This is a genomic window from Flavobacterium sp. XGLA_31 (genome assembly GCF_051547105.1).
In the GTDB taxonomy this organism is placed as follows: Bacteria; Bacteroidota; Bacteroidia; order Flavobacteriales; family Flavobacteriaceae; genus Flavobacterium.
In genome coordinates this window covers 37,061-54,258 of the sequence record NZ_JBPTTM010000001.1, presented here as the reverse complement: position 1 = coordinate 54,258, position 17,198 = coordinate 37,061, and the positions used below count along the sequence as shown (strand labels likewise).

Sequence of the window (17,198 nt, the reverse complement as noted above, 5' to 3'; positions counted from 1 at the left end):
TATTCCTGCTGTCCGCTATATCTTTTGTTTGTCCGAGGGACAAAACAAAAGGATGCCGCTTCCATCAGGGCTAAAAAACAAAAATCCCGCTATTGCGGGATTTTTTATACATAGTGGTTTTCAAATATTACAATCCGAAAGCCGCTTTTACTTTGTCTACGAAATCCAATTTTTCCCAAGTAAATAACTCAACCGTTACTGATTTAGGAGCACCGTTTGGTAATTGGAAAGTCTTTGTTACTGTTTCAGGCGTACGACCCATATGTCCGTAAGCCGCAGTTTCACTATAAATAGGATTTCTCAGCTTCAAACGTTGTTCGATGAAATAAGGACGCATGTCAAAAATGCCTTCCACTACTTTGCTGATTTCACCATCGGTCATGTTTACTTTGGCAGTACCATACGTATTCACGTTGATTGAGGTAGGTTTGGCTACTCCAATAGCGTAAGACACTTGTACTAAAATTTCATCACACAAACCAGCGGCTACCAGGTTTTTGGCAATATGACGTGTTGCATAAGCTGCTGAACGGTCCACTTTAGATGGATCTTTTCCGGAGAATGCTCCACCACCGTGAGCTCCTTTTCCACCATAGGTGTCCACAATAATTTTTCTTCCGGTTAATCCGGTATCTCCGTGAGGCCCCCCGATAACAAATTTTCCGGTTGGGTTGATATGGTAGGTGATATTGTCGTTGAATAAATGCGCATACTGAGGGTATTTCGCTTTAATTCTCGGAATCAAAATAGAGATTAAATCGCTTTTGATTTTAGCTAACATGGTAGCTTCATCGGCAAAATCATCATGTTGAGTTGAGATAACGATAGCGTCAATACGTACCGGTTTGTTGTCATCAGAATACTCTAAAGTAACTTGTGATTTGGCATCCGGGCGCAAGTATTTGATTTCGTTGTTTTCTCTTCTTATGTTGGCTAATTCAATTAACAAAGCATGAGATAAATCCAAAGCTAATGGCATGTAGTTTTCGGTCTCATTCGTTGCGTAACCAAACATCATTCCTTGGTCACCTGCGCCTTGCTCTTCTTTACTGGCTCTGTCAACTCCTTGATTAATGTCTGCAGATTGCTCGTGAATGGCAGATAGTACACCACACGAATCAGCCTCAAACATATATTCACTTTTAGTATATCCTATTTTACGAATGACCTCTCTGGCAATTTGTTGCACATCAAGATAAGTATTCGATTTTACTTCGCCGGCCAATATGACCTGACCCGTTGTTACCAAGGTTTCGCAAGCTACTTTTGACTCAGCATCAAAGGCTAAGAAATTATCAATTAATGCATCTGAAATTTGGTCCGCAACTTTGTCTGGATGTCCTTCACTCACTGACTCCGACGTAAATAAATAAGCCATAATTATATTTTAATTTAAAATTAATTCTAACGAAGAAAAAGGGGGATTGCTACAAAAAGCTAAAGGAGAGTTTCTGCTTTAGCATTTTTTAACGAGGTTGCAATCAGTTCAAATTTTTCCTCTTATTTTTCGAGTGCAAATGTATAAAGACTATTTAGAATACAAAAAACAATTAGCTTTTTTTTATTTTTTTATGATTTCATCAAAAATCTAAATACGTAGTATTTAAATATATACAAACAAACTTCAAATGTTAAATTTTCAATTTTTATTTTGCCAAATGAAAAATACTTCAGAAGTTTGTTCCATCAAAAACAACGAAAAATGAATTTTACAATGTGCCATATGTGTCGTATGATGTCGGAAACTTCCGCAGAGCGCACTATTGCATAATTTTAAATTTTTTAAAACATATCAATCGAACCTCTGCACACCGCAGAGGTTTTTTATTTACAGTAAAATTCAAAAAATAAAAACAATGAAAGCAACAGCTAAAAATATGATGATGACCCGCATGATGCACATGATGATGTGTTGTATCACCATACCCTGTTGCCAAAAGCGGATGAATTAATCGTAGTTATTCTATATCCTAGAGCCCTTTTGGTAAGCCATCCAAAAGGGCTTTTTTATTCCTAAACATTAAAAATTTTCATAAACAGTAACTATTAAATTTTAAAATCATGAGCACACAAAAATTCGCAACAAACGCGTTGCACGCCGGACATGACGTTACCAAAAACGCAGGAACCAGAGCCGTTCCGATTTACCAAACGACTTCGTATGTATTCAACAATGCAGAGCACGCCGCCAACCTATTTGGCTTAGCAGAATCTGGATTTATCTACACCCGTTTGAACAATCCAACCAACGATATTCTCGAGCAACGCCTTGCCGCGCTTGAAGGCGGAATCGGGGCTGTAGTGACAGCTTCGGGGACATCAGCCATTGCCACGGCTTTATTAGTTTTACTCAAAGCGGGGGACCATATTGTCGCTTCGAATAGCTTGTATGGCGGGACCTACAATTTGCTCAACGTCACTTTACCAAGATTGGGAATCACTACCACTTTTGTTGATCCATCTAATCCGGATAACTTTACCAAAGCCACACAAGAAAATACCAGAGTGTTTTTTGCCGAAAGCTTAGGGAATCCAAAACTAGATGTGCTGGACTTGAAAGCAATTTCCAAGGAAGCCAAAGCGTTTAAAGTTCCTTTTGTCGTTGACAATACCGTGGCGACCCCTTATTTGCTAAACCCAATATTACATGGTGCTGACATAGTAATCCATTCGTTAACCAAATACATTACCGGCAACGGAACCTCTTTGGGAGGTGTTATCATCGATGCCGGAAATTTTGATTGGAGCAATGGCAAATTCCCGGAATTCACAGAACCATCAGCGGGATATCACGGACTGAAATATTACGAGTCTCTGGGTGCAGCCTCTTTCATTGCCAAAGTGCGCATCGAAGGCTTGCGTGATTTTGGTGCGGCATTAAGTCCGTTCAATGCTTTCCAAACGATACAAGGATTGGAAACCTTGGAAATTAGAATCAAAAAGCACAGCGAAAATGCCTTGGCTCTGGCCCAATGGTTAGAAATCCAAGAGCAAGTAGCTTGGGTAAACTACCCGGGTTTAACCAGCTCTAAATACAAAACCTTGGCCGACGAATATTTGCCTGAAGGCAAAAGTGGTATTGTAACTTTCGGATTAAAAGGTGGTTTTGAAGCGGCCAAAAAAGTAGCAGATGAGACCAAGTTGTTTTCGCTATTGGCTAACATTGGCGACACCAAATCCTTAATCATCCACCCCGCTAGTACCACACACCAACAGTTGTCTGATGCCGAACAAGAAGCTACTGGAGTGACCAAAGATTTAATTCGTCTCTCTGTTGGATTGGAAAACATTGACGATTTAAAGGCTGATTTGAAAGCAGTATTTGCCACCATTAAAAACCCACAAACTGTATAAATCATGAGCACAAAAACAGTAAACGTAGTAGGCTATTCCAAAGACAATAACCAGTTCATTGTCAAAGCACAGCACTTAGATATCAGAATCAGTAAAAATGCACAATCTCCTGAATTGGAAGGCCCAAGCCCTTTAGAATATCTCTTGGCGGGATATGCGGGTTGCATTAATGCCGTGGGTAAATTGGTGGCCAAAGAGCAGGGTATCGTTCTCAAATCACTGCAGGTGGAAATTTCAGGAACTCTCAGTTTAGACAAATACCAAGGAAAAATCAGTACTGAACGAGCAGGATTCAAATCCATTGAGATAGTGGTTAAACCGACATCCGATGCCACCTTAGAAGCACTTCAAGCTTGGTTGATTGATGTCGAAAACCGTTGCCCGGTCCAAGACAATTTGGTCCGTCCCACGCCGGTTTCGGTGGTATTATTCAAAGAGTATCAAACATCGGAAGTGGCGTAACATAAAAAAACATTGTTTAGAGTTGTTTGGTAAGGCTGCCTCCAATTTTTCAAACAGAGTCAGCCTATAAAAAAAGAAAAATGAAAAATTTAGAAAAAATAGATCTCTTCAACTTTGATTTAGAAAACGGAAAACAAAGAACGTATCTTCCGTTGTTCTATCAAACGTTTGGTCAACCTGTGGGAACAGCGCCGGTTGCGGTGGTGAATCACGCTTTGACCGGAAATTCAAATGTTACCGGAGAAGACGGCTGGTGGAATGATTTGATAGGTGAAAATAAAATCATCGATACAGTCTATTTTACTGTGATTGCTTTCAATATTCCGGGGAATGGCTATGATGGTAATTTCGGAAATCTGATTTCAGCCTATGTGGATTTTACCATTCGCGATGTGGCGCGTATTTTTTGGGAAGGCCTACAGTTTTTAAACGTCAAAAAAGTTTTCGCTGTAATCGGAGGTAGTTTGGGAGGAGCTGTAGCATGGGAAATGGCTGTTTTGCAACCCAACAAAATCGACCATTTAATTCCAGTGGCTACGGATTGGAAGGCGACTGACTGGGTCATTGCCAATGTGCTGATCCAAGACCAAATTCTGAATAACTCTGATGATCCTATAGCCGATGCTCGTTTGCATGCCATGCTTTTATACCGAACACCTCAGTCGATTAATCAGCGATTTCAAAGAAACAAACTCGACGATTTATCAATATTTCAAATTGAAAACTGGCTGATTACTCACGGGTTCAAACTCAAAAACCGCTTTCGTTTGTCGGCTTATAAGTTGATGAATCATTTATTGAAGACCAATGACATCACTCGGAACAGAAAAGATTTTTTGACTGTTGTTCAAACAATCCAAGCCCATATTCATGTGATTGCTGTTGATACGGATTATTTTTTCATTCCCGAGGAAAACCGCGAATCGCATCAGCAGTTGCAAACCGTAAAAGAAAATGTCTTTTATCACGAAATACAATCCATCCACGGGCACGATGCTTTTTTGATAGAATTCGAACAGTTAGCTCAAATTTTGGAGCCTATTTTTAACAAACAAAAACAACATAATTATGTCAGCGCTTAGAGTCAATGTCATCCTTTTCGGCATCGGAAATGTCGGAAGCACTTTAATCAATCAGGTAATTGAAAGCCAACAATTCTTCCTCGAAAAAAGAAATATTGAGTTGCGTTTTCCCATCATTACCAATTCCACTTTGGCCTTTTTTGAAAAAGAGGGCGTCAAAAACCAATGGGAAGCCAACTTTGCTCAATCGGCTATTCCGTTCCGAATCGAAGACATCATTGAATACGTTCAAGAGCAACAATTGGAAAACCTGATTGCTGTGGATGCTACGGCCAGTTCGGAATTGATTAAAAGCTATATTCCACTCATTCAAAACGGTTTTGACATTGTTGCCGCTAACAAAAAGGCCAATACATTAGGATTGGATTTTTATAAAGAACTGCGAAACAATTTCAAAAAATATGACAAAACCTTTTTGTATGAAACCAATGTAGGTGCCGGATTACCGGTCGTTCAAACCATAAATGACTTGCACTTCTCCGGCGAGGAAATCAGCAAAATAAGAGGAGTGTTTTCCGGCTCGTTGAGTTATATTTTCAATCGGTTTTCTGCTGAAGACATTCCGTTTTCAGCTATTCTTACGGAGGCGGAAAAGAAAGGGTACACTGAGCCCGACTCCCGGGAAGATTTATCCGGAAACGATGTGGCTCGTAAATTATTGATTCTGGCCCGCGAAATAGAACAAGAGTTTGAATTTACAGACATAAAAACAGAAACTCTTTTGCTTCCCAATCTGAATGAAAAGAATACCAAAGCAGAATATTCAGTAAATAAATCGCTTTTTGACAAACCGTTTCAAATTGCCAAAATCACCCAGGCCGATAACCATGTTTTGCGCTATGTAGGTGAATTAGATGTGGCGACAAAAAAACTGGAAGTCAAATTAATTTCGGTTCCTAAAAGTTCTGCATTGGGCCAACTCAAAGGCGCCGATAATCTGATTGAAATTTACACTAAATCCTACGGCGACATTCCCATTGTCATTCAGGGTGCCGGGGCTGGAAAAGAAGTCACCGCCCGAGGTGTTCTCACCGATATTCTCAAAATTGCCGAGAAAACAAAAATCAAAGAAACGGTTTGGTTGTGAGTACAATCAAGCCCGACTTTGCTAACTAACCTTCAACCACCTGCCTGCCGACAGGCAGGCAAAAACCTGCAACACTACAACGTTGTAGGTTTTTATTTTTTCAAATCCCTTGCAAATTAGAATTCTATAGCGTTACTTTGCACCGTTCATAATCATATTGTTCGTTATCACGAAAGCCGGAGGGAATAGACCCAATGAAAGCTTAGCAACCCTACACCCGTAGAAGGTGCTACATTCTATCTCAATTTTTGAGAGCAGATAACCACGAGAAATTTTCTCCCTTTTTTGATAACGTATATTTATGTCTGACTGAGCTTGTCAAAGTCATGAGCGAAGGGCTTGCGCGTTATTGCCATCCCTGTTCCCGCTGTCCGCACTACAAGGTAGTTGCTGCCATCGGGGCTAGTAAGTTATCCATTTTGTAAAAAAGTATATGTCAAAAATTCAAGAGGCTATCAAAGAAAGAATCCTCGTCCTCGACGGCGCCATGGGAACCATGCTCCAACGCAATAACTTTTCTGAAGAAGATTTTCGAGGAGAACGCTTCAGAGATTTTCCACATCCCTTAAAAGGCAATAACGATTTGCTTTCCATCACCCAGCCCGAGGCAGTGAAGGAAGTCCACCGGCTATATTTTCAAGCCGGTGCTGATATCGTTGAAACCAATACCTTTTCAGGAACCACCATCGGGATGGCCGATTACCATATGGAAGATTTGGTATATGAACTCAACTACCAATCCGCAAAAATTGCCCGCGAAGTCGCCGATGAATTTACCGACCGACCGCGCTTTGTTGCCGGTTCGATTGGACCAACTAACCGTACTGCTTCCATGTCACCCGATGTAAATGACCCGGGGTTCCGTGCCGTGACTTTTGACGATTTGCGCATCGCCTACAAACAGCAAGTTGAAGCCTTGATTGACGGCGGTTGCGATGTGCTTTTGGTCGAAACCATCTTCGATACTTTAAATGCCAAAGCGGCTTTATTTGCCATAGAAGAAGTCAAAGAAGAACGCAATCTTGACATTCCCGTTATGGTTTCCGGTACCATTACCGATGCTTCAGGCAGAACTTTATCAGGTCAAACAGTAGAAGCGTTTTTAATCTCCATTCAACACATTCCGCTGTTATCCGTTGGATTTAATTGTGCTTTGGGTGCCGACCAGTTGAAACCGTATTTAAAACGATTAGCCCACAATACAACCTTAAATATTTCTGCACATCCTAATGCCGGCTTGCCCAATGCTTTCGGGCAATACGATCAAACACCACAGGAAATGCAAGCCTTAATCAAAGAGTATTTACAAGATAATCTAGTAAACATTATAGGTGGCTGTTGTGGCACCACTCCGGAGCATATCAAAGCCATCTCTGAAGTGGCAAAACAATTCAAACCCAGAACAATTTTAGAAGCGATATAATGGCGGAAGCAACAAAATATTTAAAATTATCAGGATTAGAACCGTTAATCGTTACTCCGGAATCTAATTTTATTAACGTTGGAGAGCGTACCAATGTAACCGGTTCGCGCAAATTCCTGCGTTTGATTAAAGAAGAGAAATACGAAGAAGCCCTTGATATCGCTCGAAACCAAGTAGAAGGTGGGGCCCAAATCATTGACGTCAACATGGATGAAGGGATGTTGGATGGCGTGTATGCCATGACCAAATTCCTCAACTTGATTGCCGCTGAACCTGATATTGCACGTGTTCCGGTAATGATTGACAGCTCCAAATGGGAAATTATCGAAGCAGGCTTGAAAGTCATTCAAGGGAAAGGCATCGTGAATTCCATTTCCTTAAAAGAAGGAAAAGAAGCGTTCATTCATCATGCCAAATTGATTAAACGGTACGGTGCTGCCGTCATTGTGATGGCGTTCGATGAAAAAGGTCAGGCTGATACTTACGAACGCCGCATTGAAATCTGTAAAAGGAGTTATGATATCCTCGTCAATGAAGTCCACTTTCCGGCGGAGGACATCATCTTTGATCCCAATATTTTTCCGGTAGCTACCGGAATGGAAGAACACAAATTGAACGCGGTTGATTTCTTCAAAGCTACCAAATGGATACGCGAAAACCTTCCCTATGCAGGGGTTTCGGGTGGCGTAAGCAATGTATCATTTTCGTTCCGCGGCAATGATAAAGTACGTGAAGCCATGCATTCGGCATTTTTGTATCATGCGATTAAAAATGGGATGACGATGGGAATCGTGAATCCGGAAATGCTGGAGGTTTATGATGAAATCGATCCAATATTGTTGGAACACGTCGAAGACGTTTTATTAAACCGAAGAGAAGACGCTACGGAACGCTTGCTCGAACTGGCCGAAAGCTACAAAGGTGAAGCCAAATCGAATGAAAAAGCAGTGCAAGAGTGGCGCAACGGTTCATTACAAGACAGATTGACCCATTCGTTGGTGAAAGGGATAGACGAGTTTATAGAGCTTGATGTAGAAGAAGCTCGATTGACGGTAGAAAAACCCATTGAAGTCATCGAAAACCATTTGATGAACGGGATGAATGTGGTGGGCGATTTGTTTGGCAGCGGGAAAATGTTCCTGCCACAAGTGGTAAAATCTGCCCGTGTCATGAAGAAAGCAGTGGCCTATCTTTTACCTTATATAGAAGCTTCGAAAGACGGAAAATCGTCTTCGGCCGGTAAAATACTGATGGCTACGGTAAAGGGCGATGTGCACGATATTGGAAAAAACATTGTATCCGTAGTATTGTCGTGCAACAATTTTGAAATCATCGATTTAGGGGTAATGGTGCCTCCCGAAAAAATTATAGAAACGGCTGTTAAGGAAAATGTTGATATCATTGGTTTGAGTGGTTTGATTACCCCTTCGTTGGACGAAATGGTATACCTTGCCAAAGAGATGGACAAACTCAATATCAAAATCCCGGTAATGATTGGAGGTGCCACGACCTCACGTGCCCACACAGCGGTAAAAATTGCCCCCGAATATACTGCAACCGTAGTACATGTGAATGATGCTTCTCGTGCAGTGACTGTGGCGAGTAATTTGTTGCAATCAGAAACTAAAACCGATTATGCACAATCGGTTCGAGCGGAATATGATAAACTAAGAGAAGGCTATTTGAATAGAAGCAGAGAAAAAAAATATCTTTCCATTGAGGAAGCCAGAGCCAATAAACTGCAATTGGATTGGAATGCATTTACTCCGGTAAAACCCAACTTTATCGGAACTAAAACCGTTGAGGTGGCACTCTCGGATTTGGTTGGCTTTATCGACTGGACGCCATTTTTTCAATCGTGGGAACTGTACGGAAAATATCCGGCGATTTTAACTGACGAAGTGGTAGGCGAGCAAGCCACTAACTTATTTGCCGATGCGCAAAAAATGCTGAACCAAATTGTATCTGAGCAATGGTTTACCGCCAAAGGAGTCCTGGGGATTTTTCCGGTAAATACCATAAACGATGACGATATCGAAATTTCGGGAACAGATTCCAAATTCCTGACACTACGACAGCAATCCCAAAAAACAGCCGGAGCCCCTAATATGGCTTTAGCCGATTTTATTGCCCCAAAAGAAAGTGGGAAACAAGATTTTATGGGTTTTTTTTGTGTGACCACCGGTTTTGGTGTGGATGAAAAAGCGGCCGAATTTGAAAAACAATTAGACGATTACAATTCGATTTTGGTCAAAGCGCTTGGCGATAGACTGGCCGAAGCCTTTGCCGAATACTTGCACTTAAAAGTTCGTAAAGAGATCTGGGGTTATGCATCCGAAGAATCGTTGTCCAATCAGGAATTGATTGACGAGGAGTACAAAGGTATCCGCCCGGCACCGGGGTATCCCGCCTGTCCCGACCATTTGGAGAAACCCACCATTTGGAAACTATTAAACGTAGAAAGCGAAATTGGGGTAAAGCTTACCGAAAGTATGGCTATGTGGCCGGCGGCTTCCGTTTCGGGCTATTATTTTGCTCACCCGCAAAGCAAGTATTTCGGACTCGGAAAAATCAAGACTGACCAAGTGGAAGACTACGCCAAAAGAAGAAACATAAGTACAACACTAGCCACCAAATGGCTGAATCCTAATATAGCAGAATAGCAATGAAAGTAACCCAACATATAGCAAACGCCAACGGAAAACCTTTATTTTCGTTTGAAATTTTACCGCCGTTAAAAGGACAAAATATTCAATCTATTTTTGACAGTATTGATCCGCTAATGGAGTTCAATCCGCCTTTTATTGATGTAACGTATCACCGTGAGGAATATGAATATAAGGAGTTGCCCAATGGTTTGTTGCAAAAGAAGATTGTAAAGAAACGTCCGGGAACGGTGGGGATTTGTGCAGGAATTCAGAATAAATACAATGTAGATGCGATTCCGCATATTCTGTGTGGAGGCTTTACTAAAGAAGATACCGAAAATCTGTTGATTGATTTGGATTTTCTAGGAATTGACAATGTGGTGGCCTTGCGTGGGGATGCGTTGAAAACCGAAACCTATTTTCGTCCGGAGAAGGAAGGGAACGCCAATGCCACTGAGTTGGTGACTCAAATCAGTAACCTGAATAACGGAATTTATTTGGATGAAGATCTAAAGAATTCGGCGAGTACTAATTTTTGTATTGGTGTGGCAGGGTATCCCGAGAAACATATGGAAGCCCCAAGTTTGGACAGTGACATTCATTTCCTAAAACAAAAAATCAAGAATGGCGCCGAGTATATCATTACGCAGATGTTTTTTGACAACCGCAAGTTTTTTGATTTTGTAGACAAATGCCGGGCAGCCGGCATCACGGTGCCTATTATTCCGGGTCTCAAACCTATTGCAACGAAGAAGCAACTGAACTTAATTCCGCACCGTTTCAGTGTGGAGTTGCCTGATGATTTGATTATGGCTGTGGTCAAGGCCAAAGATAATGATGAGGTTAAGCAAATAGGAATTGAATGGTGTACACAACAAAGTAAGGAATTGGTAGCTGCCGGCATTCCGGTACTGCATTATTATTCCATGGGTAAGGCAGAGAATATTAAGGCCATCGCTTCCAAAGTTTTTTAATTCTTCAAATGGCCCTTTCCGTTTAGCCCCGACAGTAGCGGCACCGTGTATAGCGGATGGCGGGAACAAGGATGTTAAAAATGCCCGAACCCTTCGCTCCTAATGATAAACTGCTATATTTGTGCGGTTTTAATTTTAGGATGAGACATTTTTTCTATTTTATTGTATTGATTTCAGGGGTGGCTTTGGCGCAAAACAATGCGTTTTCGATAGAAGCTTCGGTGCTTCGCGGGAATACGCTGGCGCACAAAGAGGATATGTACCACCTTATTCAAGGGCATCCCGAAGGGTTGATGCTAAACTATACCGTGAAAACGTATGGCAAAAAAGAGTGGCAGCGGGTGTATAATTTCCCTGATTATGGTGCTTATTTTTTGTATCAGGATTTTAACAGCCAGCCACTTGGACAGGCGTATGCTTTGGGCGGATTTTACAACTTTTACTTTTTGAACCGCCATTTGCAGCTGCGCATTTCGCAAGGGATAGCTTTGGTGACCAACCCGTATGACAAATTTACGAACAGCAAGAACAAAGCCTTTGGAACTCCTATTTTGGATAATACGAATTTGGGGTTGACCTACGATAACCAAACGCTATTGAAACCTATTGGGTTTCATGCCGGACTCATGTTTACACATTATTCGAACGGAAGGGTGAAATCGCCTAACAGCGGGATTAATACTTATTTGTTAAACATCGGGCTGAATTATAATTTAGACAAAGAAAATCCAAGAGTAACAACTTTAGACTCGACAGCAAGCAAGAAGAATTATAGAAGTCACATTTATTACAATTTTGTTTTCCGTACCGGAATTAATGAAAGTCCCATCATCAGAAGCGGGCAGCGACCATTTTACCATCTCGGGTTCTATGGCGAAAAAAGACTGAACCGGAAATCGGCCCTACAGTTGGGGACAGATTTGTTTTTGACCGAATCGTTTAAGGATTATATTAAATATTACTCGGTGGCTTACCCCGAGAAGCATATCGATGCCGATACCGATTATAAGAGGGTGGGTATTTTTGTTGGACATGAGTTATTCATCAATAAAGTTTCGCTCGAAACTCAGGTGGGCTATTATGTGTACCAGCCGTTTAAGAAGGATATTGCCATTTATGATCGATTGGGGATGAAGTATAATTTTAATGAGCGGATTTTTGCCAGTTTTACCATTAAGACGCATATGTTTTTGGCAGAAGCCTTAGAGTTTGGAGTGGGAGTCAGATTATAAACAAAAAGAAATGAAAAAAATTATAATGTTCTTGGTTTTGGGTTTCATTTTCAATTCCTGTGAAAAACCCAGTGATTGTGTAGAAAGCACGGGTGTATTAGTGGTTAAAGACGTAACGGTAATGCCGTTTAAAAAAATCAAAGTATACCGAGGCATTGAAGTTGTCATTACCCAAGGCGCGGATTATAAAGTGCAGATAGAAGCCGGAGAAAATTTTATTGACAATGTGGAAGTGCTGCAAGACGGCGATCAACTGATTTTTAAGGATGAGGCCAGTTGCAATTGGGTGAGAGCCTATGGTACCACACGGATTTTGGTTACTACTCCAACTCTCGAAGAGGTGTATTCCAAAACCGAAAAGGACATCAGTTCCAACGGCGTTTTGACATTTCCTAACTTAACTTTCACTTCTTTTGATAAAGATGCTGATGGCGAGAAAGGCGCAGGAACCGGCGATTTTATCCTTAATTTGAATAATGATTTGTTGAATATTAACAGCAATAATGTGTCGCGGTTTTTTCTGTCAGGACAAACCAATACAGCCAACCTGAATTTTTATTTTGGTGACGGAAGAATTGAAGCTCAAAACCTAATCGCTCAAAATATTATAGTGTACCACCGCGGTTCCAATGACATGATAGTGCATCCGGTGCAAAGCATCACCGGGGTGATGAACAGCACGGGGAATTTGATTCTGACTAATGTGCCGCCTGTGGTAGATGTACAAGAGTTGTATACCGGACACGTTGTATATCCATAAAAAAATCCCGAAGACCGGGATTTGATAGTTATTTTTTCTTGGTTTTCTCGCGGAAAATTTCTTCCAGATTTTTATTTTTCAGACTGATTTGCAATGTTCTCAAACCATTGTCGTGCGCTAGGTCAAACACACTTGGGCGTCGGTCTTCTTCAGTGCTGAAGGTTAGTAACCAGATATTGTCGGCAGTATTTTTATAGGTTTTAATGTTAGGCAACTCAGCCAATAGTGCTTCGTTGATTGCCTGGTCGAATTCTACTTCAATGATTTGCTCTTTTTCTTCGGTTACCAGTTTGTCCAGTTTTTTATCGGTTACGATTCTGCCATTATCTATGATAATTACGCGGTCGCAAATGGCTTCTACTTCCTGCATGATGTGGGTAGAAAGAAATACCGTTTTGTCCTTGCCCACATTCTTAATCACATTTCTGATTTCTACCAACTGATTGGGGTCGAGCCCGGTGGTCGGTTCGTCCAAAATAAGAACATCGGGGTTGTGCAGTAAAGCGGTGGCCAAGCCTACACGCTGGCGGTATCCTTTGGATAACTGTCCTATTTTCTTATGACTTTCGGGTGCTAAACCGGTAAGCTCAATTACTTCTTCGATACGGGATTTGGCTACTTTATATACATCAGCATTAAATGCCAAATATTCGCGAACGTACAAATCCAAGTACAGTGGGTTGTGTTCGGGCAAATATCCTACTGATTTTTGGACATTGAGTTGCGCTTCGGCTACATCATTTCCGTTTACTGAAGCGGTGCCTTCATCGGCCGTGATAAAAGTGGTTAAGATTTTCATCAGAGTAGATTTTCCGGCTCCGTTTGGCCCCAGAAATCCCACAATTTCTCCTTTTTTGATGGAAAAAGAAACACTGTCCAAAGCTTTTTGAGTGCCATAACTTTTGGAAATATTTTGTACTTCAATTGACATAACGCTGAAATTTGGAACAAATGTAAACAGAAAAATGACGGCTTTCGTATTTTTTAGATTCCTTTAGCTAAATTTGGTTTTATAATTGGGAACACGCTATGAAAAAATTTCTTTTAGGATTTTTAGCTATTGGTTTTTGGGCACAGGCTCAAGTGAAGCCAATCATTCAAAAAAGTGAAATCGTCCGAATCGAAACGACATTGGCTTCGGATAACATGCAGGGCCGGCAGATTTTTTCAGCGGGCATTGATTCTGCTTCTGCTTTTATCGAAAAAGAATTTACCAAAATCGGATTGCAGTATTACGGCGATTTGAAGAGCTATCGCCAGGATTTCAAAGCTAAAGGGAAGTCGGCTAATAATGTCATCGGAATGTTGCCCGGGAAATCTAAACCTAATGAATATGTTGTGTTTTCGGCTCATTACGATCATTTGGGAATTGTGGATTACGGTGATGATAAAGTGTATAACGGAGCTAATGATGATGCCTCGGGTACTACGGCTGTGATTGCGTTGGCGCGCTATTTTAAAGAATTGAACAACAACGAGCGCACCATTGTTTTTGTAGCATTCACCGGAGAGGAAGTGGGCGGTTATGGCTCCAAATATTTTACTAAAAACATCAATCCCGATGCGGTGGTGGCGATGTTCAATATTGAAATGATAGGCACGGAAAGCAAGTGGGAAAGGAACTCAGCTTATATTACGGGTTTCGAAAAATCAGACTTCGGGACTATTTTGCAAAAGAATTTAAAAGGAACCAATTTCAATTTTTATGAAGATCCTTATCCTAGCGAGCACCTTTTTTACCGTTCGGATAATGCTACGTTAGCGGCACTCGGTGTACCGGCACATACGATTTCGACTTCAAAAATGGACTCAGAACCCAATTACCATCAACTCAGTGATGAGTTTACAACTCTAGATTTGGACAATATGACCGAAATTATCAAAGCCATTGCCCTCAGTTCAGAAAGTATCATCAGCGGAAAAGATACACCAAGCAGGGTAGAGAAGTTGTAAGCAAAGGTTTTTTACGAAAACGTTACCGTAATTATTTTTGCTGTTCCTTGTAAAACTTACGGTTTAATTTTTTACATTAGCCAAACATAAAAACAACAAATGAACTCATTTAATACGTTTTATACCTATTTCTTTTATTTCTTCTTCGGACAGAAAAAGGGATTGGTATTGTGTTATGTGAAAAGATAAAAAAGAAAACATACGATATATAAATCCCAACGAGAGTTGGGATTTTTTTTTGATTATTATGGAAACAAAAATTGCAATACAAGGCATCAAAGGTTCGTTTCATCATCAGGTGGCACAGGAATATTTTCATGAGAATGTTTCCGTGAATGAATGCCTGTCGTTTGAGGCGCTGGTCGACAGCCTGCTGCAGGGCAAATCCCAGTTGGCGGTGATGGCAATTGAGAATTCTATTGTCGGCTCAATCATTCCTAATTATGCGTTGATTGATAAGAAAGGGCTGCACATCATAGGCGAATATTATTTGGATATTATTCAGAATTTAATGGTGCTCAATGGCCAAAAAATCAGTGAAATCAGCGAAGTGCATTCGCATCCTATGGCCTTGTTACAGTGCATGGATTTTTTGAAAAAGCATCCGAAGATTAAATTGGTCGAAGACAAAGATACCGCTGAAACCGCACGACGAATTCATCAAAAACAACTCAAAGGTATAGCGGCCATTGCCAGTAAAGCCGCTGCATCGATGTACGATTTACATATCATAGCCCCCGAAATCCAAACGGTAAATAACAACATGACGCGCTTTTTTATCCTCAGCAAAGAAGTCGGCATTTTAGCCAAAGAAGAAATCAACAAAGCATCCTTGAAATTTGAGTTGGATGATACGCCCGGAAGCTTAGCCACCGTATTGAACGTGATGACCAATTGTAAACTCAATCTAACGAAGATACAATCGATGCCAATTATTGAAACCCCGTTTCAGTATTCATTTTTTGTGGATGTGGTATTTGAAAAGTATAAACACTATGAAAAAGCCATGAAAATTCTAGTCCTAATGACCAATCATTTCAAAGTATTGGGTGAATATAAAAACAGAAAATTATGATTACCACAGCCGACAGACTACAAAGTGTTCAGGAATATTACTTCTCCCGAAAATTGCGCGAAGTGCGCCAACTCATGACCGAGGGAAAGCCAATAATCAACATGGGAATTGGTAGTCCTGATTTGGCTCCCGATGCTACAGTGATTGAAGCCATGCATCAGGCTCTGTGGGATGACAAAGCCCACGAATATCAGAGTTATCAAGGACTTCCCGAGTTGCGCAGAGGTATGGCTGATTTTTATAAAAAACACTTCAATGTCGATTTGGATTTTGCCACCGAGATTCTGCCGCTGATGGGTTCCAAAGAAGGAATTATGTACATTTCCTTGGCGTTTTTAAATCCCGGCGATGAAGTTTTGATTCCGAATCCGGGCTATCCAACTTATGCTTCGGTGACCGAATTGGTTCAGGCAAAAGCGGTGTATTATGATTTGAAAGAGGATAATAAATGGCAACCTGACCTTGAGAAATTAGAACAAATGAATCTGTCAAAAGTCAAGCTGATGTGGGTTAGTTATCCGCATATGCCTACGGGAGCGAACGGCACTTTAGAACTGTTTGAAAAACTAATAGTGTTTGGGAAAAAACATAACATTTTGATTGTGAATGATAATCCGTACAGCTTCGTATTGAATGATTACCCACTGTCTATTTTGCAGGTTGATGGCGCCAAAGAAATTGCCTTAGAACTGAATTCCCTGTCCAAAACCTACAACATGGCCGGTTGGCGTGTGGGCATGGTAATGGGTAATGCCTTTTTGATTGAAGCAGTACTGAAAGTCAAAAGCAATATGGACAGCGGCATGTTTTATGGCATTCAAAAAGGGGCGATTGAAGCCTTGATGTTGGGTAAAGATTGGTTCGATAAACAAAATAAAGTGTACGCCAAACGAAGAGATTTAGTATTCCAATTAGTAGAAAAAATGGGTTGCACATTTGACAAGAATAGTATAGGGTTGTTTGTTTGGGCCAAACTTCCGAAAGGTGTTTTAGCTGAAAAATTCATTGATGAGGTGTTGATTGAGAAGCATATTTTCATCACGCCGGGGACTGTTTTTGGGAGCAACGGAGAAGGTTATATTCGATTTTCCCTTTGTGTTTCCGAAGCAAAAATTCAGGAAGCAATTGAACGATTTTAAAGCGATAAA

The 17,198-nt window shown here is 40.9% G+C and carries 14 protein-coding genes and 1 riboswitch; of the genes, 12 read left to right on the top strand and 2 right to left on the bottom strand.

Features of this window, described 5'->3' with window-relative positions:
• Window positions 1-127: 127 nt before the first annotated feature.
• Window positions 128-1,378 (bottom strand): methionine adenosyltransferase, encoded by a 1,251-nt coding sequence (gene metK, locus ACSVH6_RS00230; RefSeq protein ID WP_438074406.1) that lies wholly within the window; start codon window positions 1,376-1,378, stop codon window positions 128-130.
• Window positions 1,379-2,061: 683 nt separating this feature from the next.
• Between metK and ACSVH6_RS00225 the strand changes: the two genes are divergently transcribed.
• The 9 genes from ACSVH6_RS00225 to ACSVH6_RS00185 all read left to right on the top strand — a co-directional run bounded on the left by ACSVH6_RS00225 (window position 2,062) and on the right by ACSVH6_RS00185 (window position 13,022).
• Window positions 2,062-3,354, top strand: a complete 1,293-nt coding sequence (locus tag ACSVH6_RS00225; protein ID WP_438074404.1) for an O-acetylhomoserine aminocarboxypropyltransferase/cysteine synthase family protein — start codon at window positions 2,062-2,064, stop codon at window positions 3,352-3,354.
• A 3-nt stretch (window positions 3,355-3,357) separates the two neighbouring features.
• On the top strand, window positions 3,358-3,816 hold the full coding sequence (locus tag ACSVH6_RS00220) for an OsmC family protein (RefSeq protein WP_438074403.1): 459 nt from the start codon (window positions 3,358-3,360) through the stop codon (window positions 3,814-3,816).
• Between the two features lie 80 nt (window positions 3,817-3,896).
• Window positions 3,897-4,898, top strand: a complete 1,002-nt coding sequence (locus ACSVH6_RS00215; RefSeq protein WP_438074401.1) for an alpha/beta fold hydrolase — start codon at window positions 3,897-3,899, stop codon at window positions 4,896-4,898.
• Entirely contained in the window at window positions 4,885-5,985 is a 1,101-nt protein-coding gene (locus ACSVH6_RS00210) for an aspartate kinase (protein ID WP_438074399.1), read from the top strand. Before ACSVH6_RS00215 ends, ACSVH6_RS00210 begins: the two co-directional genes overlap by 14 nt.
• A 161-nt stretch (window positions 5,986-6,146) precedes the next feature.
• A riboswitch (SAM riboswitch) is annotated at window positions 6,147-6,250 on the top strand.
• Window positions 6,251-6,418: 168 nt separating this feature from the next.
• Window positions 6,419-7,408 (top strand): homocysteine S-methyltransferase family protein, encoded by a 990-nt coding sequence (locus ACSVH6_RS00205; RefSeq protein WP_438074397.1) that lies wholly within the window; start codon window positions 6,419-6,421, stop codon window positions 7,406-7,408.
• Window positions 7,408-10,071 carry a methionine synthase gene (metH, locus tag ACSVH6_RS00200; protein WP_438074395.1) on the top strand — a complete coding sequence of 888 codons (2,664 nt, stop codon included), beginning with the start codon at window positions 7,408-7,410 and terminating at the stop codon, window positions 10,069-10,071. The genes ACSVH6_RS00205 and metH overlap by 1 nt, the downstream gene beginning before the upstream one ends.
• Window positions 10,072-10,073: 2 nt before the next feature.
• Window positions 10,074-11,030, top strand: coding sequence for a methylenetetrahydrofolate reductase [NAD(P)H] (metF, locus tag ACSVH6_RS00195; RefSeq protein WP_438074393.1), 957 nt, complete (start codon window positions 10,074-10,076; stop codon window positions 11,028-11,030).
• Between the two features lie 140 nt (window positions 11,031-11,170).
• Window positions 11,171-12,262, top strand: a complete 1,092-nt coding sequence (locus ACSVH6_RS00190; protein WP_438074391.1) for an acyloxyacyl hydrolase — start codon at window positions 11,171-11,173, stop codon at window positions 12,260-12,262.
• A gap of 10 nt (window positions 12,263-12,272) precedes the next feature.
• On the top strand, window positions 12,273-13,022 hold the full coding sequence (locus ACSVH6_RS00185) for a GIN domain-containing protein (RefSeq protein WP_438074389.1): 750 nt from the start codon (window positions 12,273-12,275) through the stop codon (window positions 13,020-13,022).
• Window positions 13,023-13,050: 28 nt separating this feature from the next.
• Here the strand turns inward: ACSVH6_RS00185 and gldA are convergent, their stop codons facing one another.
• The gene (gene gldA / locus ACSVH6_RS00180) at window positions 13,051-13,953 is read right to left on the bottom strand and encodes a gliding motility-associated ABC transporter ATP-binding subunit GldA (protein ID WP_438074386.1); all 903 of its coding nucleotides are present in this window, start codon (window positions 13,951-13,953) and stop codon (window positions 13,051-13,053) included.
• Between the two features lie 98 nt (window positions 13,954-14,051).
• Between gldA and ACSVH6_RS00175 the strand changes: the two genes are divergently transcribed.
• The 3 genes from ACSVH6_RS00175 to ACSVH6_RS00165 all read left to right on the top strand — a co-directional run bounded on the left by ACSVH6_RS00175 (window position 14,052) and on the right by ACSVH6_RS00165 (window position 17,189).
• Entirely contained in the window at window positions 14,052-14,975 is a 924-nt protein-coding gene (locus ACSVH6_RS00175; protein ID WP_438074384.1) for a M20/M25/M40 family metallo-hydrolase, read from the top strand.
• Between the two features lie 247 nt (window positions 14,976-15,222).
• Window positions 15,223-16,050: a prephenate dehydratase gene (locus tag ACSVH6_RS00170; RefSeq protein WP_438074382.1), complete on the top strand. Its 828-nt coding sequence runs from the start codon at window positions 15,223-15,225 to the stop codon at window positions 16,048-16,050.
• A complete protein-coding gene (locus ACSVH6_RS00165; protein ID WP_438074380.1) occupies window positions 16,047-17,189 on the top strand; it encodes a pyridoxal phosphate-dependent aminotransferase in 1,143 nt (380 codons plus the stop codon). The genes ACSVH6_RS00170 and ACSVH6_RS00165 overlap by 4 nt, the downstream gene beginning before the upstream one ends.
• Window positions 17,190-17,198: the final 9 nt, after the last annotated feature.

What these genes read in the sequence shown, in the direction of transcription:
- metK (WP_438074406.1), bottom strand. Translation starts at nt 1,378, where the DNA reads ATGGCTTATTTATTTACGTCGGAGTCAGTGAGTGAAGGACATCCAGAC.
- ACSVH6_RS00225 (WP_438074404.1), top strand. Translation starts at nt 2,062, where the DNA reads ATGAGCACACAAAAATTCGCAACAAACGCGTTGCACGCCGGACATGAC.
- ACSVH6_RS00220 (WP_438074403.1), top strand. Translation starts at nt 3,358, where the DNA reads ATGAGCACAAAAACAGTAAACGTAGTAGGCTATTCCAAAGACAATAAC.
- ACSVH6_RS00215 (WP_438074401.1), top strand. Translation starts at nt 3,897, where the DNA reads ATGAAAAATTTAGAAAAAATAGATCTCTTCAACTTTGATTTAGAAAAC.
- ACSVH6_RS00210 (WP_438074399.1), top strand. Translation starts at nt 4,885, where the DNA reads ATGTCAGCGCTTAGAGTCAATGTCATCCTTTTCGGCATCGGAAATGTC.
- ACSVH6_RS00205 (WP_438074397.1), top strand. Translation starts at nt 6,419, where the DNA reads ATGTCAAAAATTCAAGAGGCTATCAAAGAAAGAATCCTCGTCCTCGAC.
- metH (WP_438074395.1), top strand. Translation starts at nt 7,408, where the DNA reads ATGGCGGAAGCAACAAAATATTTAAAATTATCAGGATTAGAACCGTTA.
- metF (WP_438074393.1), top strand. Translation starts at nt 10,074, where the DNA reads ATGAAAGTAACCCAACATATAGCAAACGCCAACGGAAAACCTTTATTT.
- ACSVH6_RS00190 (WP_438074391.1), top strand. Translation starts at nt 11,171, where the DNA reads ATGAGACATTTTTTCTATTTTATTGTATTGATTTCAGGGGTGGCTTTG.
- ACSVH6_RS00185 (WP_438074389.1), top strand. Translation starts at nt 12,273, where the DNA reads ATGAAAAAAATTATAATGTTCTTGGTTTTGGGTTTCATTTTCAATTCC.
- gldA (WP_438074386.1), bottom strand. Translation starts at nt 13,953, where the DNA reads ATGTCAATTGAAGTACAAAATATTTCCAAAAGTTATGGCACTCAAAAA.
- ACSVH6_RS00175 (WP_438074384.1), top strand. Translation starts at nt 14,052, where the DNA reads ATGAAAAAATTTCTTTTAGGATTTTTAGCTATTGGTTTTTGGGCACAG.
- ACSVH6_RS00170 (WP_438074382.1), top strand. Translation starts at nt 15,223, where the DNA reads ATGGAAACAAAAATTGCAATACAAGGCATCAAAGGTTCGTTTCATCAT.
- ACSVH6_RS00165 (WP_438074380.1), top strand. Translation starts at nt 16,047, where the DNA reads ATGATTACCACAGCCGACAGACTACAAAGTGTTCAGGAATATTACTTC.